At 34.6% G+C, this 15525-nt stretch carries 15 protein-coding genes; 4 read left to right on the forward strand and 11 right to left on the reverse strand.

The window, feature by feature from the left end; all coding sequences use genetic code 11:
* Window positions 1–60: 60 nt before the first annotated feature.
* Window positions 61–1884, forward strand: a complete 1824-nt coding sequence (locus tag ABE048_RS05915) for a hypothetical protein (RefSeq protein WP_430309847.1) — start codon at window positions 61–63, stop codon at window positions 1882–1884.
* A gap of 168 nt (window positions 1885–2052) precedes the next feature.
* On the opposite strand, the gene ABE048_RS05920 is transcribed toward ABE048_RS05915, so the two are convergent.
* Entirely contained in the window at window positions 2053–2913 is an 861-nt protein-coding gene (locus tag ABE048_RS05920) for a serine hydrolase (protein WP_430309849.1), read from the reverse strand.
* Between the two features lie 430 nt (window positions 2914–3343).
* A complete protein-coding gene (locus tag ABE048_RS05925) occupies window positions 3344–4828 on the reverse strand; it encodes a malate:quinone oxidoreductase (protein ID WP_430309851.1) in 1485 nt (494 codons plus the stop codon).
* Between the two features lie 533 nt (window positions 4829–5361).
* Here ABE048_RS05925 and ABE048_RS05930 point away from each other — a divergent pair.
* Window positions 5362–5862, forward strand: a complete 501-nt coding sequence (locus tag ABE048_RS05930) for a hypothetical protein (RefSeq protein WP_430309853.1) — start codon at window positions 5362–5364, stop codon at window positions 5860–5862.
* 117 nt (window positions 5863–5979) lie between these two features.
* On the opposite strand, the gene ABE048_RS05935 is transcribed toward ABE048_RS05930, so the two are convergent.
* The 9 genes from ABE048_RS05935 to ABE048_RS05975 form a co-directional block, all read right to left on the reverse strand.
* Complete coding sequence (locus ABE048_RS05935) at window positions 5980–6258, reverse strand: hypothetical protein (protein ID WP_430309855.1); 279 nt, start codon at window positions 6256–6258, stop codon at window positions 5980–5982.
* Window positions 6259–7052: 794 nt separating this feature from the next.
* Window positions 7053–7205 carry a hypothetical protein gene (locus ABE048_RS05940; RefSeq protein ID WP_430309857.1) on the reverse strand — a complete coding sequence of 51 codons (153 nt, stop codon included), beginning with the start codon at window positions 7203–7205 and terminating at the stop codon, window positions 7053–7055.
* A gap of 162 nt (window positions 7206–7367) precedes the next feature.
* Window positions 7368–7583 carry a hypothetical protein gene (locus ABE048_RS05945; protein ID WP_430309859.1) on the reverse strand — a complete coding sequence of 72 codons (216 nt, stop codon included), beginning with the start codon at window positions 7581–7583 and terminating at the stop codon, window positions 7368–7370.
* A 5-nt stretch (window positions 7584–7588) separates the two neighbouring features.
* Complete coding sequence (locus ABE048_RS05950; protein ID WP_430309860.1) at window positions 7589–8296, reverse strand: ABC transporter permease; 708 nt, start codon at window positions 8294–8296, stop codon at window positions 7589–7591.
* A complete protein-coding gene (locus tag ABE048_RS05955; protein WP_430309861.1) occupies window positions 8274–9026 on the reverse strand; it encodes an ABC transporter ATP-binding protein in 753 nt (250 codons plus the stop codon). The genes ABE048_RS05950 and ABE048_RS05955 overlap by 23 nt, the downstream gene beginning before the upstream one ends.
* 79 nt (window positions 9027–9105) lie before the next feature.
* Window positions 9106–9750, reverse strand: coding sequence for a TetR/AcrR family transcriptional regulator (locus tag ABE048_RS05960; protein WP_430309862.1), 645 nt, complete (start codon window positions 9748–9750; stop codon window positions 9106–9108).
* Window positions 9751–9879: 129 nt separating this feature from the next.
* A complete protein-coding gene (locus ABE048_RS05965; RefSeq protein WP_430309863.1) occupies window positions 9880–10491 on the reverse strand; it encodes an NUDIX hydrolase in 612 nt (203 codons plus the stop codon).
* A gap of 279 nt (window positions 10492–10770) precedes the next feature.
* Window positions 10771–11481 (reverse strand): polysaccharide deacetylase family protein, encoded by a 711-nt coding sequence (locus ABE048_RS05970; RefSeq protein WP_430309864.1) that lies wholly within the window; start codon window positions 11479–11481, stop codon window positions 10771–10773.
* Between the two features lie 67 nt (window positions 11482–11548).
* Window positions 11549–12694, reverse strand: coding sequence for an MGDG synthase family glycosyltransferase (locus ABE048_RS05975; RefSeq protein WP_430309866.1), 1146 nt, complete (start codon window positions 12692–12694; stop codon window positions 11549–11551).
* 500 nt (window positions 12695–13194) lie between these two features.
* Here ABE048_RS05975 and ABE048_RS05980 point away from each other — a divergent pair, with 500 nt between their 5' ends.
* Window positions 13195–13845: an acetate uptake transporter gene (locus tag ABE048_RS05980; protein WP_430309867.1), complete on the forward strand. Its 651-nt coding sequence runs from the start codon at window positions 13195–13197 to the stop codon at window positions 13843–13845.
* A gap of 177 nt (window positions 13846–14022) precedes the next feature.
* On the forward strand, window positions 14023–15207 hold the full coding sequence (locus ABE048_RS05985) for an MFS transporter (protein WP_430309868.1): 1185 nt from the start codon (window positions 14023–14025) through the stop codon (window positions 15205–15207).
* The last annotated feature ends 318 nt before the right edge of the window (window positions 15208–15525 follow it).

Genomic DNA, 15525 nt, shown 5'->3' on the forward strand with positions numbered 1-15525 from the left:
TCAAACTGTACTCCACAATAAAATATATAACGGACAAATACTTTAAAGGAGGATAGATATATGGGACTTTTACAATTTTCTTCAGAGAAAGCATTCCAGAAGGCCATTTGCCAATTAACACTGGCTTCCTTACCAAGTAAAAAATTATTTCAGCAAATAGTATTAGATGAAGCATCCGTCCTTCTAAACGAGCGTAATGGATTAGAGATACTTTTTCAGTACGCCCCTCTCTTTGACCAGTCAGGGATTTTTGTAGGGAAACCGTGGGAATATGTCCAAAAACTTAATCCTGTTCTTGTTAGAGGTACTCTTCATGCTGGCGGCTCGACGGCGGTAGCTGAGGCACTGAGTGAGTTAAGAATTCTTGCCATTGCCAGAGGTGATTATATACATCCAGAAATGTCTGCTAATGAAGCAACTGAATTTTTATCAAGGGTTTTAGCTTTAAATATTGATTTACTTTTAATGAAGGAAACAGAAGAAAACCGTGTAAATATGCTTTACAAAGATCAACAAGCTTCTGAAATTTTAAGGTTTATTTCCGAACATTGTTTCTCGCCACGCGTTTTTCAAAACCTCTATCAAGAAATAGATAACCTCGCTGTACAAAGACCTATTGTCACGGATAAGATTTTAAAACTAATTGCCAGTGCGAAAAAGTTAACGGATGGTTTGGAAGATGTAGACTCAAGACTACTCCTTTATGAAAAGGCAGTTTATTCACCATCAGATATAGCTACAGGTACTGAGGAAAGTTATGAAAATAAACTAAAAACCTCAAGCGACTTATTTCTAGCTAAAGAAGCGAAGCAACTCCTTTTATCTATGGTACAAACGGGGCTAGTATCAACATATCATGCAATTTTTTTGAATTATATCAATAATGAAAAGCCCTATTTGCTTCACCACATACTTGCTGTCGATGAAAAAGCAAAGGAAAATTTACAATCGAATCTATCCGTTATTTCTTCTCTCATTACTTCTTCGATTACATTACAGACTCAGAGAAGCATCTATGGATTACTACGTTTTTTGCAAAGAGATATATTTTCAAATGAACTGCTTAATGAATTAGAAGATCTTATGAAGATTCCTATTCATGATAATATTAAAAACAGGCTCTTAAGTTTCCATAAATCAACAAATCCCGTCACCCTACAAGCACTCCTGGTCTCAGGTATTTTAAGCATTTTAGGAACCCCTTTAGGTATTGGGCAAGGCTTTAATCCTACATGTCAATCGACAAGAGCACTTAGTTATTGGGCACAAAAAGAGCCTGTCATGTTACTAAAAATGTTTAATCAATTTCTGAAAAAAGGGTACATCACGATTCATTTTGAAGGGAGGGCTATCTCCTCTGATACACTTTCCCCTGTTCCACTTGAAGATGAAATCAATATCGACGTGGTTTCATTCCTTATAATTCCTCACCTAGATTCTATCTATTTTGAAATGTTAAAAGCTGCTGATGGACGCGGGCAAGATTCACATAAATGGATTAATCCAGCCTTTCATAAAACTGGAATATGGTCGGGTTTTTCAGATATCTATAATGACTTAGAGTTTAAATCCAACTTCCTTCGTTATTATCATCCAGCAAATAACCCTGAAGTCAATAAAGGACTTCCTCAACCTGCAGGCATTACTATTTATAATCGCTCAGGCCAAGTGCTTGGTGCCCATGCTGTACTAATTCAAAGGATAGCCCCTGATCCTACCGGTACAATTCGCGTTTACTTTTACAATCCAAATAACGACAGCCTGCAAATTTGGGGGAACTCTATCCAAACAAGCGTATCTGGAAATGGCGAACTTGGGGGAGAATCATCCCTTCCAATTGAAGATTTTCTGTTTTTCCTATATGCTTTTCACTTCCCAGAATAAGATACGCTCCTTTGGTTACTCGTCTAAGAAAAATTTCAGCTAACGTTTCTTGTGTGAGCTAGGTAGCTTGTTTTTCGGCAGTCCCATCCAATTTGTTCAATGAAAAAAGGAGAAAGTTTCGTAAATCAAGCTTTCTCCTTTTCTATTGTTTATTTAATGCTCCAATGATTACTTTTTCACCTTATTTTTGTGATGCTTATTTACGATTGAAGCAATATCGGCAAGAACCTTATTCGATTTTTCATAAGTAAAGCCCTTTGTCATCACAACTAGCACAAATGGATTTTGATCATAGATAATTCCGTAATCATGGGATACTCGATACATCGGAATCATCCCAACTTTATGAGATATTTTAACTCCCTTAATCCCCTTTGGAATAGCTTCATTATAAATTGTGTTTTGCAAATAGTTGATTATCGTTTTTCCATTTTTACTTTCTTGACTATATTTATACAAATGCCGAGCATAAATACTTAAATCATGTGCGGAAGTATTACTGTAAGCTCTTGGAGAGGAATAGCTAGCACCTAAACTTTTCATATATTTTATAAAGTTAGTTTGCCCAACTTTTTCTTTCAGCATATTAAACGCAATGTTATCACTATAAATCATTGCTTTTTTTACTAAATCAATAATCGTATATTTCGTTCCTACTTTTTGATATTGAATGACACCACTTCCACCTACATAATGGTAACTTTTATAGGTTAGTTTTTGTTTAAGATTAATTTTTTTCTTATCTGCTAATTCCATGACATACATAGCAAGCGGGAGTTTAATCGTACTTGCACCCATATGTGCTTTCGTACTTTTTCTTTGGAATGATTCTCCTGTACTTAAGTCGCGATATTCAATTGCAATATCGCCACCAGTTTTTTTTATGTATTGTTCTACATCCTTTGAAAGACTTTCTTTGAATGATTGCTGGGAAGCTTTAACAGTTGATGCCTGAGAATATGGTTGGAGAAATGAAACAAAAAAGACAAAGAGAATAATAACAATAAAAGATTTTCTGTAATTAACCAACTTTTCAACCTCCAGGATAATTGAAATAAAAACAGAAAAAGGTACTAATTGTTTGATTCTTTATCAAAACGCACCACAGTTTTACTGTATTCTAAAAATTTCATTAATGTGATTTTAAAAAGAAAAGTCAGCATTACCGTTTTAGTTTAAAACTCATGGTAATAGCTGACTTTTCATATTATAGAAGAAAATTGAACCTCATTAGTTAAGTGTTAAAAACTCAAGATTAAATAAAGACTTTATAGAGAACATTCGCTTCCCTAAGCTAATGTACCTTTTCAAGTGCACCATAGTCTTATATAGGTTCTTTGTATGTCGGATAACCGAAAAAGCTAAAAAAAAAAGAACCTTTAATCGAAAGATAGATTAAAGGTTCTATGTTTAATTTCTAATGAAATACTTTTTCAACTTACTTCTCTAAGTAAATTTTTTATTTTTCGCTTAGTTGAAGCGCCTTATCTGTTGAAGCATGAAGATCTTGAAGAAGTTCTGGGTTATCAATTAGTTTCGTGCCATAAGAAGGAATCATTTCTTTGATTTTTGGTTCCCATTCTTTCATATGTTGTGGGAAACATTTATTGATGATATCAAGCATAACAGGAACAGCAGTAGAAGCACCTGGAGAAGCACCTAACAATGCAGAAATTGTTCCGTTAGCTCCAGTAATAACTTCTGTACCAAATTGAAGTGTTCCTTTGCCACCTTTTTCAGTGTCTTTAATAACTTGTACACGTTGACCCGCTACTACGATATCCCAATCTTCGCCTTTAGCGTTTGGAATGAAATCGCGTAATTCTTCAATACGTTGGTCTTTTGATAACATCAATTGTTGAACAAGGTATTTTGTTAAATCCATGTTTTTAGCACCTGCTGCTAACATAGTGAACACGTTGTTTGGTTTTACAGAACCTATTAAGTCCATGTTTGAACCTGTTTTTAGGAACTTAGGTGAGAAACCAGCGAATGGTCCAAATAGTAATGATTTTTTGTTATCGATGTATCGTGTATCAAGATGCGGTACAGACATTGGTGGTGCACCAACTGCAGCTTTACCGTAAACTTTTGCGTGATGTTGTTCGATTATTTCTTGGTTGTTACATACTAGGAATAGACCACTTACAGGGAATCCACCAACATGTTTGCTTTCAGGAATACCTGTTTTTTGAAGTAGAGGTAGACTACCGCCACCAGCACCGATAAATACGAATTTTGCAGTATGGTATTGTAGTTTACCGTCAGCGCTTTTTACTTTTACTTCCCATAGGCCGTCGCTAGTTTGTTTAATATTTTCAACTGTATGTTCATAGTTCACTTCAACATTTTGATTTTTTAAGTGATCAATTAAAATGCGTGTTAAAGCGCCAAAGTTGACGTCTGTACCAGAGTCAATTTTTGTTGCCGCAATCGGAGTATTTGATGTACGGCCTTCCATAATAAGTGGAATCCATTCCATCAGTTTTTCCGCATCATCAGAGAATTCCATACCTTGGAATAGAGGGTTATTTGAAAGCGCTTCAAAACGTTTTTTCAAAAACTCTACATTTTCTTCACCTTGAACTAAACTCATATGTGGTAGTGGCATGATGAAATCCTGAGGATTACTGATTAGGTTGTGGTTTACTAGATAAGACCAAAATTGTCTTGAAACTTGGAACTGCTCATTAATATTGATGGCTTTGCTAATATCTATAGATCCATCTGATTTTTCAACAGTATAGTTTAGCTCGCAAAGTGCAGAGTGCCCAGTACCTGCGTTATTCCATTCGTTAGAACTTTCCTCTCCTGGTTTGTCGAGCTTCTCAAATACTTTAATATTCCAGTCCGGTACTAATTCTTTTAGCAGTGTACCCAAAGTCGCACTCATGATTCCGGCACCAATTAAGATAACATCTGTTTTAGTTTGTCTGTTACTCATTATTACCATCCTTATAGTCTTAAGATTTGCAGAAAGGATGTAAGGTCTCCTGCTTCGGTGTCACAGCAAGCAGGAGCGCGACCTAGTCACACACCTTTTCTGTATCAATTATACCTTATCATAGCGTATCATAATTAATTAAAGAATAAAATATCTTCTATTATACAATAGCTAAAAGCTATTTAAAAGCAGTAAAAAGTGAGAATTTCATTTGCAAGGGCATAGTCACACAAAAAACAAGGACCTAACTCTGCTTTCTACAAAGATTAAGTCTTGGTTTACTGTTACTTGTGGTACGGTTCAAATGATATTTTTACTTAAAAAGATAAGTCAATTAGCTCAAGTTCTAGAACGATAAACCTAATGTAGGTTCAATTCATTCTTTGTCACCTATCTTGGTTATGTCACATAAATTAAAATTATACTGTACAAAAGGTACTCAATAGGTTTTTCTTCATAGATTGAATTGATAACCAGGAAATAATTTCGCACCACCAATGAACGATTGAGATTATATAAAGAAAGGAATGACTATGGTAAATTTTAAATCTTTTGGTGGCATCGTTACTCAGATAAATGATTTTATGATTGGGCAAAATGGAGAAGGAGAAGGTTGTTATACACTAATGACTGTAGAAGATGGTCTTGGTGGCATCGTCAATTTTGTAATTTCACCTACTACTTATTTTGTAAACCAAGAAATTGTGACTATCGGTGATCGTATTACTGGATATTATGATGGGAATGCACCTGTACCTTTGATATACCCACCACAATATCGAGCACTTGTCGTAGTAAAGGAAAACAACTATCAAAATGTAAAAGCAGACTTTTTTAATAGCCAATTGTTGAGTAGTGATGGCCAATTAAAATTAAATATCTCTCCCTATACCATTATCTTGCTCACAAATGGGCAACCTTTTTCAAAAAGTCCTGCAAATCGAAACCTAATCGTGATATATGGTCCTACTACAAGAAGTATCCCTGCCCAAACCACACCTTATAAAATAATCGTTTGGTGTAATACTATATAGAGAAAGTTTATTTTATATAATCAATTCTAAAGTCTTGGATGAAAAACATTCCAATTGTCTAACTAAAAAAATAACCCCCGTGCATTTTGTGAAATCGGCGGGGGTTATTGTCTTATTTTACTGCTCTTCCACTTTCTTTTGCACTTCATGTAATTGATGCTTGATTAGCTCTAAATGTTCTTTATTTTGCTGGATTGTATCCATATGCTCACCATATTCTACTGCATTCATGAGTGCATTTTCTGCATGTGATATTTGATTGAAAGCATGCTCAAGTGCTATCTCCTCCGGATGTGACTTCGCTTGCTTCAACAGACGCTCTGCCTTTTGGACAGAGTTACCGAACAAAGTGCTTGGATGATCTTGTTTCCAACTTACATCTGAATGCTTAGCCAATTATATCTCTTCCCTTCCTCCAATTAGATAAATTATCTAAAGCATAGTATTGTAAAAAGTCCAGAAAAATATGCATGGATAGAGTGAAGAATACCTGTGTAATCTATAAAATGATTTCTTGTACATAAATACAAAAAGTAATTGTTTTAATCTGTTTTCTGCATGATGTGGAATTAGCTTCGCTTTCCGCGGGCGAGCGTTGAGCCTCCTCGGCAGTAAACTGCCTGCGGGGTCTCACCTTTCTCGCATTCCCGCAGGAGTCTTCGCTAATTCCACATCACCAAAGATAGCTATACAAGATTATTATTATAAATTTTCATCTAGTTTTACTTTTTAAGGTTCAATGAGGAGATTGAAGACAAGCCCGTGGAAAGCGCCGTCTGTAGCAGAATATCTAAATCTGAATAGTGAAAGGTTAATGAGTTGAAATGTTTTATAAACCGAAAATGGATTAATTTATTTTGATATTCCAAGATTGATGCCATATACGAATGAATAGTTACCAATAGAGCGAAAGACAGGCGACTCCTGCGGGATGAGCAAGTGAATCAAGACCCCGCACGAACGAAGTGAGGAGGAGGAGGCTTGATGCTTGCCCGCGGAAAGCGCCTGTCTGTAGCGGAACATCCAAATTATGCAAGAATAGTTCTTATTAAAAAGAAATTCCCTAATTCACAACAAAACCCTGATTGACTTTTATGTCCAATCAGGGCTTTAAGTGATTACCTATTAATTTGCTTTAAGTATTTCTAATAAACTCCCTTTTGGGTGCTCTAGAAGATATAATTCACTTTTTAAAATATATTAGCTAAATAGGATTGAATCGATTTAGGTAATAATTGAAAGAATAATCCTTCATATTTGATATCGAGTAAACCTGCAATGAACAAAATAATAATGATTAATACTATTAGGGAGTTCTTATTCTTTTTAGAAATCCACTTCAATAGGCTCCCCTCCTTTGAAAAGTTTATAGTTAGTAAGTTAAGTATATATTAATAAATGCAAAATATATATCCATCCTTGTAAGGCTCATATCTACTTATGATACGGTTCACCGCAACGAGTCTAAATGAGGTTTCACCAACCGCTTACTCAAGTATTTAATTTTATTTCATTTGCATAATACCACTAACTATGGCTAATATACCTATTCCAATACAACTCATGCAAACAGTTCTTAATTTCTTTTTAGATGGTTTAATGAAGAAAAATAAAAGTCCAAATAAAACTAAAAGAATACCTATTATTATACTAGCCCAATAAAATAGTGGTGCAAGGTTTTCAAGAGTACTATCTATTGCATTTTCAATTCTTTGTTCCATATTTCTTAAACCTCCATGCAGTTAATCTTATAAGTAATTATGTTGATGACAATAACACTGATCAATACAAGAATTATTGTAAAAATAATGATTGGACTATCCGAAGATATAAAACCTGCCACGATGTTACTTAGTAGAGAACAGAGTAAGACTGCGGATATAATAGTGGTTGGTATAGACTTTTTTATAAAGCCGATTGCCATCGAGATAATCCCAACACTTACAGCTGAAATAGACATATAAAATGTGGTTTTGGCAGCCCTACTTATTATTTCAAAAGTGATGTTTCCTTCTATCAATGGGGAAATAGATTCGCTAATACCAAAAATAATGAAAATAATTATATTTGATATGATCATTGCAGTTGCCACAAACAGTGAAACCACTGCAATCTTTGCAAAAAAAACCTTTCTTCTGCTGGTTGGGTATGAGAATAGTAGGATGGTGCGTTTTCCTGCATATTCTTCAATTACAATTTTTGAAAACATTGCTGATGATAATAAGCTGAAGGCAAACATACAAATTGTGTTAAATAATGGAATGATATTTTCATATCCTGCAAACATTTTTAGGTCCGGATCATTTGGCTCAATCCTAGGAGCATAGGCGAATAAATATATCATTCCTAACATGCAGATTCCAATGATACAGGCTGAAATAATATAGGTACGAATATTGGTCTTTTTCAATTCAAGTTTTAATAAGTTTATCATTTTGTATCATTCCTCCATTCACAATATTAAAGAAATATTCTTCTAAGCCATCCGCAAAATCCTTCTCGATAGTGGCTAACTCTATTTCTTCAACAATACTTCCATCTGAGATAATTCCTATTACATCTGATATTTGTTCGATTTCACTCAAAATATGGCTGGAAACAAGTATAGTCATATCATGTTTTTTTACAAGTTCTTGAAAAAGCTCCCTCATTTCACGAATTCCCACTGGATCTAACCCGTTAATTGGTTCATCCAAGATTAAAAGTTTTGGATGATGGATGATGGCTCTTGCTATTCCTAATCGCTGACGCATACCTAGAGAAAATTGAGAAACAGGTTGATTACCTAGATCATGTAACCCAACCATTCCTAATGTTTTTTGAATATCTGTATTTTGAACACCCATATAGGAAAGATGAATTTCTAAATTTTCAATAGCAGATAAATGTTCATAAAAAAGAGGAGTTTCTATTATGCTTCCCACATTCTTTAATATCTCCTTTTTTTCAACTTGAATATCCTCGCAGAAAATCTGTATGAGTCCGGCAGTGGGGCGAAGTAATCCTATTAGTATTTTTAAAATTGTCGTTTTTCCTGCTCCATTTATACCCAATAGTCCGTAGATGCTTCCTTTTGGAACAGTCATGTTGCAATTTCTTATGACTTCTTTTTGATTGAAGGTCTTTACTAATCCAGATATTTTTACAGCATATTCATAATCCATATCAAATTCCTCCTAAAGTTTTTACATACATATATATGTATGTATATATGTAAAAGTAAACTGCCCAAAGGCAGTCCACTTAGATATTTGCAATGATTTTGTGAAATTTTTCAAGGACAGCAAGTATGTTGTCATCAATAACTGAGAGTCCGATGCTATCAAATAATTCTTGTAAATGTTTTATTTTTAATAGATATTCTTCTGTATCTACTGAAAAGATAATAGGACTCAACCAAATATTGGTCAGCAGCATAAATGTTTCAGATGTCTGTTTAGGATATTGAACTGAAATAGATCCATCTATTACCCCTTCTTCGATAAAGGCCAGTATATCAGGTGCCCCTGAATTGACACAATCCTGTAATTGTCTGGCAATCAATTTGGGATTGTTTAGGATCGTTGGTATCGTTTTAACGGCTTCTAATTGTCCAATATTTTCAAATGAAAGTAAAAATGCCATCCTTAACTTTTCCAGTCCGCTTATTCCAGAGATATTTTTAGCCTTTTTGAACGGGTCGTTTTCAGTTGCCAGTCGATTGAGAACAGCGTCAATAATATCCTCTTTAGATTTAAAGTGATGGTAAAATGCACCTCTAGTTAAATCTCCCAATTCATCTACAATATCCTGAATGGTAGTTTCTTCCCATCCATTTTCTAAAAACAACTTTGTTGCTGTATCCAAAATTCTTTTTTCTGTTATCTCTGGATATTTATTTCTTGGCAAGATGCTGCACTCCTTACATACATTCATATGTATGTATAGTATCTCTCATTAATGAAAATGTAAAGTATTTCTAGCGAAAATTTGAAAGATGGCAAAAAAATAACTTCCTTCAAAATTAAAAGTATTACTTTATTTTATGATTTCTATAAAATGTTTTAAAATCCTCGCTGTTAAGCCCCATATTGTATACTTCCCATAATCAAAAAACCATTCTTCCATCGAACGAATTCTCCATTGATACTGAGTACCGTTCGCAATTTTTTCAAAAGGAAAGTCTGGTGAAGGTACAGGTTCAAAGGACACCAAATGCATATAGGGCTCATAATTTAAAAGCCATTTAACTGGTACCGTAAAGACTTCTGCTACTTCTTCTTTATTGTAAATGATTTGATTGTAATCAATAGTTGCTACAAAAGGGTAGATGACAAATGAAGGAGAAGCAACATACGGACTTAATTGCCCTAATATATTAACTGACTTTGGATCAACACCTAATTCTTCATATGTTTCTCGTAAAGCTGCTTCTAATGGGGATGAATCTGTTAAGTCGATTTGCCCACCAGGAAAACTAATATCACCTGGTTGTTTTCTCAAAGTGAATGCACGAACTTCGAAAAGGACATGCCATTCTTCATCCACTTGAACTAATGGAATCAAAACTGCTGAACGAAAAGCTGTTTCCTCTCCTATAAATAGGGATTGATTTTGATGTAACTTGTCCTTCAATTTATCTAGGAACATGAATCTCCCTCACCTCTCAAATGTATTATTACTATTTTTATCGTATCACTAATAGATTGAATTCATAAAGAATATCAGAATGCTATATTTCATAATATATTCGATTAGAATGTATCTACATTTATTCCTTTTTTATAATCGATCCATAAATCCCACAAAAAAACAGTCTGATTTATTACTTAATCAGACTGTTTTTTTAGATAAAATCCCAAACTTCATTTAACAATTCACTGTAATACATCCATGAGAATAAGTGAATGGTAGCTTTATTTTCATTGTCTACTTTGCCCTCTCAGAATCAAGTTCATCGATTCGAACACAAGTAAATCCACGATTCGATACTTCGTTCAGCACTGTTTTCAAGGCATTAATTGTATTCATAGGAGCATCTGCATTAGCCCCCCATGTTTCTCCACAATCATGAAGTAGTATTACATCACCTTTTTTGACTTTTTGTAAAAGAATTGAAGTAATCTTTTCACTTCCACCTTTACTACGCCAATCTTCTGCCATAACTGACCAGTGAACGATTTTATATTGCTTTAATAAAAATAAATCAAGTAATGTCATCAATCCCCATGGTGGGCGATAATAATAAGGTCTTTCTCCAGTAATACCTTCGATTACGGAAACAGTCTTAGCCAATTGTGAACGAGTACCTCTAGGAGTCATCAACCAGTTAGACGTGTGCACATAATTATGCATTCCAATTAAATGCCCTTCTTCGTGGATTCGAGAAATAATCTCAGGATATTTTTCCGCTTTTGAACCTACTACAAAAAAAGTAGCTTTTATATGATACTTTTTTAATACGTCGAGTAACATTGGTGTATAAATCGGGTTGGGTCCATCATCAAACGTAAAAGCGATTTTATCAGAACAATCATTTCGTTTTAATACACCTATTCCTAGCCAAGCCGTTAAAAGGTACGGAATAAAAAGATAGACGACAAGTATTATTGTAATAAGAACTAATATCTTTAAAAACATTTATATTCACCTCATATCCTCTTTTTATCAACACTATGAGGATTTCAAGTTAATCTCTTTCAATAGATTACTCTCTTCCATTGAAAGAGGTTTGAAGGATTACATCAACAGCATCGATGGATGAGTTTTTTGCAGGAAACAATTTAGTCCTATGCTTTATGGAATCTAATTGGAAAGAATTATTCATGATTTGCTGAATTTTATTAATTACATCAATTTCATTCTCACATAACATTGCCAGTTCTAAATCCATTAAATAATCTGCATTTCCTGCCTCCTGTCCAGGAAGAGGATGATAAATTAATAGTGGCAGCTCCATCGCCATAGCCTCTGTGATGGTGACCCCTCCAGGCTTGGAAATTAAAAGATCGGATATTGCCATTAACTCATGGACATTTTCGCTGTAGCCCAAAAGCAAAACTTTGTGTTTAGAATCTGACAACACTTCTGATAATTGTTTTTGCAATTTATTATTTCTTCCACAAATAATAATAAGCTGAATAGGAACCTCAAGCTTTTCAAACGCTTTAAAGGTTTTAAGCCCTTTTCCAATAAAGCCGTCCCCTCCTCCCATTACGAGGACGGTAAGCTGCTTAGGATTTAAGCTATATTTAAGTGCTAACTGCTCTCTTGGCTCTTTATGAGCGAATTTTTGCATAATCGGAATGCCCGTACACTTGATTTTGTCACTCTCAACTCCCGAGGCAATTAAGCTGGCCTTTACTTGTTCAGAGCCAACTAAATATTGATCAGTGAATGGGTGCATCCAATAAGAATGATTCGTGTAATCTGTAATAATTGTGACGACTGGGATATCAATTAACCTCTGTTCCTTTAACTTTGAGATAATACTTGCAGCAAACGGATAGGTGCTTACAACGACTTTTGGGTTTACCCTTTTTAAAATATCAAGCATTGTATCCATGTCTGAAGAAAACAGAACATCTAATTTATCTGAAAAGGAGTTTCTCTTTTTTGTTTTTTGATAAAAATAACCGTATATATTTGGAAACTTTTTAATAACCATTTTGTAAAAGTAATTAATTACTGGATTCAAATATGGATGAAGCCATTGCATAACATCTATTGTAATAGGTTCCAAATTAGCAGAACAAGAATTAACCGCCTCACTAATCGCCTTTGCAACCTGCTTATGACCATCTCCGAATGTGGCTGAAAGTATCAAAATTTTGTCCTTCTCTCTTACAGACATGGCCTTCGCTCCTCACTGCATATTGGAAATTGTCCCCAAAAAAGCAAACACTAATAGTATAATCATTTACTTAGTATATAGACGTTGAAAAAATGAGTTGGTTTTATATTTATTTTAGAAATCAACATTTTTAGGCGAAATTCTTCAACTATGTAATTCAAAACTCCATTTACACATCTTTTCGTTTTTTTCAACTGCAGTTATTAATAATAAGGAGCCTCGAGCTTGGATACTGATCGCGAAATTATTCATTCAACAATTTGTACTAGAACAGTTTATGAAGAAATTTTCTATATTAATATATAAAAATTCGCCTTTGAAACCAATTTTAATTATTTTCCATTTTCCCTAATGGATTATTATTGTTAATAATACCCGTTTTTTTTTAGTTAATGACTTATTTCTTTTAGAATCCGCTTTTTCTATAGTTATTTTGTAAAAGTTAATTTAAAATCTACCTATTCAAGAAAAAACACAACATGAGTTAGGGGATAGTTGAGATGTCAGAATCAAACAACATTAAAATTGTAACAGCAGATCCATCTGGTATTGGTCTATTCGGTTTAGCAATCGTTACCCTAGTCGCTTCATCAGTAAAGCTAGGTTGGACAGAAGGATTAGGTCTAGTTATTCCTTGGGCCATCTTTTTAGGGGGCATAGCACAATTTTATGCATCAATTTTAGATTCAAAACATAATAATGTTTTTGGTATGTCAGCATTTGGCGCGTATGGGCTTTTTTGGATGGGAGTAGCGACAACTTGGTTTATCCAATTAGGTGCCTTTGGTGAAGCACTGAAGAACAGTGCGGATGTTCATCAATTAGGCATTGTTTATTTAGGTTATCTAGGCTTTTCAGTTTTCATGACAATTGGCGCATTGGAAACAAACAAAGTATTATTTTCAATCTTCTTCCTAATAGACCTACTATTTATCGGTTTAGGATTAAGTACTCTTGGTATTATGGAATATGGCATGCATCTACTAGCAGCATACTCTGAGCTAGCAATTGGTCTTGTTTCTCTATACGGAGCAGGTGCTAACGTGTTAAACAAACATTTTGGTTTTGAATTTCTACCAATCGGTAAACCATTTGGGCTTATTAAGCCACGCGAAAAGAAGACTGCTACACAATTAAGTACTGAAAACTAATAAAATAGCTACGGCTTTGAGCACGATATTCTCTCAAAAGCCGTAGCTTTTTCTTTATAACTGAATCAGTTATTTAATAAGAAAGAGTTTTCCTCGCAAAAATGTTTTATGGTATGATGTTTAGGCTGTGTATCTACCATGTGACACATTTACATTCATCTAAGAAAAGAGGTATTTATGCACCCCACAAAATTATCCAAGCGACATTGGTTGCTCATTTTAACACTTACTTTATTAACATTTGTTCTCGGGACAAGCGAATTTGTTATTGTCGGAATCTTAACCGATATTTCCTCGAGCCTTCATATAACAAATGCAACAGCCGGCACACTCATTTCTGCGTTTGCGATTACTTTTGCCATCGCCACACCACTAGTGATGTCAGCAACAAGTCATTTTCCAAAGCGTAAATGGATGTTGTTTTTGATAGGGTCTTTCATCGTCCTGAATGCTCTGTGCGTAATTTCGACGAGCTACATCATGCTCCTTGTACTTCGGATGATGACGGCAATAGTAACAGGAGTATTAATCTCCCTAGCCATGATCGTTGCAAGTGAAACCATGCCGATTGAAAAACGCGGACTTGCTATATCATTTGTTTTTGGTGGTTTCACACTTGCAAATGTCGTTGGAGTGCCAATTGGTACTGTCATCGCCGATTTATACGGCTGGAATGCCACTTTCATGTTAACTACTTTCCTAGGAGGATTGGCGTTTTTGGCATCCTTTCTCGTCTTGCCTGATAAGCTCAGCCAAATGCGCAGTTCGATACGGGATCAGTTTTCTTTATTGACCAAGCCAAGAATTTTGATGGCTTTTTTTATTCCTGCTCTCGGATTTGGCGCAACTTATGTAGTCTTTACGTTCCTTGTTCCTATCTTGAAGGGAATGGAAGTGCCAAATCATTCAATTAGTTTAATCTTGTTTGGTTACGGATTTATCTCGATTTTCAGCAACATCCTCGCAGGCAAAATTGCCAACCACAACGCAATTGGTCGTCTTAGGTTTGTTTTTCTCGTGCAAGCAGTTGTTCTGACAAGTTTATTTTGGACTACAAATCATTATATTTTAGGACTTGCAAACATTGGCTTAATGTCGTTAATGTCCATCCTCTTAACAACATCCACTCAGCTTTATTTAATAGACCTTGCCGGAATTTATCAGCCAAAAGCAACAGGACTTGCTGCTTCGCTTATGCCAGTGGCAAGTAACGTAGGTATCGCTTTTGGTTCTGCATTAGGCGGAATTGTATATCATCAAGGAAATTTAATGAATGTCACATGGGTCGGTGGAATAGTTGCAATCTGTGCAAGTCTTCTAACTTTCTTTAGTCATCTTTTAGACCAAAAACTAAAGAAATAAGCTAAGAGGGAAGCAAAAAGTGCACGGCATGCTTCCTATTGTATCTTCAGAAGCACAAAAAACTTACCATGGCATAATTAATGCGATTAAAGTTAACCCTTTATAAATAATTAATAAAAAAAGTATCAAGAACATTTTGTTGTTCCTTGATACTTTTTCAATAAATACTGACCATATGCTTATTAATGGTTCAATTTCACTTTTATATTAACATTGAACTCTCTTTTGCATTTTTATGATACGGTTCACCGAGTTATATCTAAATAAAGTAATAAGTTAGAATAACTCTATCTAACTTACTAAATCCTAACCTTTTAC

Source organism: Rummeliibacillus pycnus, assembly GCF_050459865.1.
Taxonomy (GTDB): Bacteria; Bacillota; Bacilli; order Bacillales_A; family Planococcaceae; genus Rummeliibacillus; species Rummeliibacillus pycnus_B.

What these genes read in the sequence shown, in the direction of transcription:
- ABE048_RS05915 (WP_430309847.1), top strand. Translation starts at nt 61, where the DNA reads ATGGGACTTTTACAATTTTCTTCAGAGAAAGCATTCCAGAAGGCCATT.
- ABE048_RS05950 (WP_430309860.1), bottom strand. Translation starts at nt 8,296, where the DNA reads ATGATAAACTTATTAAAACTTGAATTGAAAAAGACCAATATTCGTACC.
- ABE048_RS05930 (WP_430309853.1), top strand. Translation starts at nt 5,362, where the DNA reads ATGGTAAATTTTAAATCTTTTGGTGGCATCGTTACTCAGATAAATGAT.
- ABE048_RS05945 (WP_430309859.1), bottom strand. Translation starts at nt 7,583, where the DNA reads ATGGAACAAAGAATTGAAAATGCAATAGATAGTACTCTTGAAAACCTT.
- ABE048_RS05955 (WP_430309861.1), bottom strand. Translation starts at nt 9,026, where the DNA reads ATGGATTATGAATATGCTGTAAAAATATCTGGATTAGTAAAGACCTTC.
- ABE048_RS05980 (WP_430309867.1), top strand. Translation starts at nt 13,195, where the DNA reads ATGTCAGAATCAAACAACATTAAAATTGTAACAGCAGATCCATCTGGT.
- ABE048_RS05965 (WP_430309863.1), bottom strand. Translation starts at nt 10,491, where the DNA reads ATGTTCCTAGATAAATTGAAGGACAAGTTACATCAAAATCAATCCCTA.
- ABE048_RS05925 (WP_430309851.1), bottom strand. Translation starts at nt 4,828, where the DNA reads ATGAGTAACAGACAAACTAAAACAGATGTTATCTTAATTGGTGCCGGA.
- ABE048_RS05975 (WP_430309866.1), bottom strand. Translation starts at nt 12,694, where the DNA reads ATGTCTGTAAGAGAGAAGGACAAAATTTTGATACTTTCAGCCACATTC.
- ABE048_RS05970 (WP_430309864.1), bottom strand. Translation starts at nt 11,481, where the DNA reads ATGTTTTTAAAGATATTAGTTCTTATTACAATAATACTTGTCGTCTAT.
- ABE048_RS05985 (WP_430309868.1), top strand. Translation starts at nt 14,023, where the DNA reads ATGCACCCCACAAAATTATCCAAGCGACATTGGTTGCTCATTTTAACA.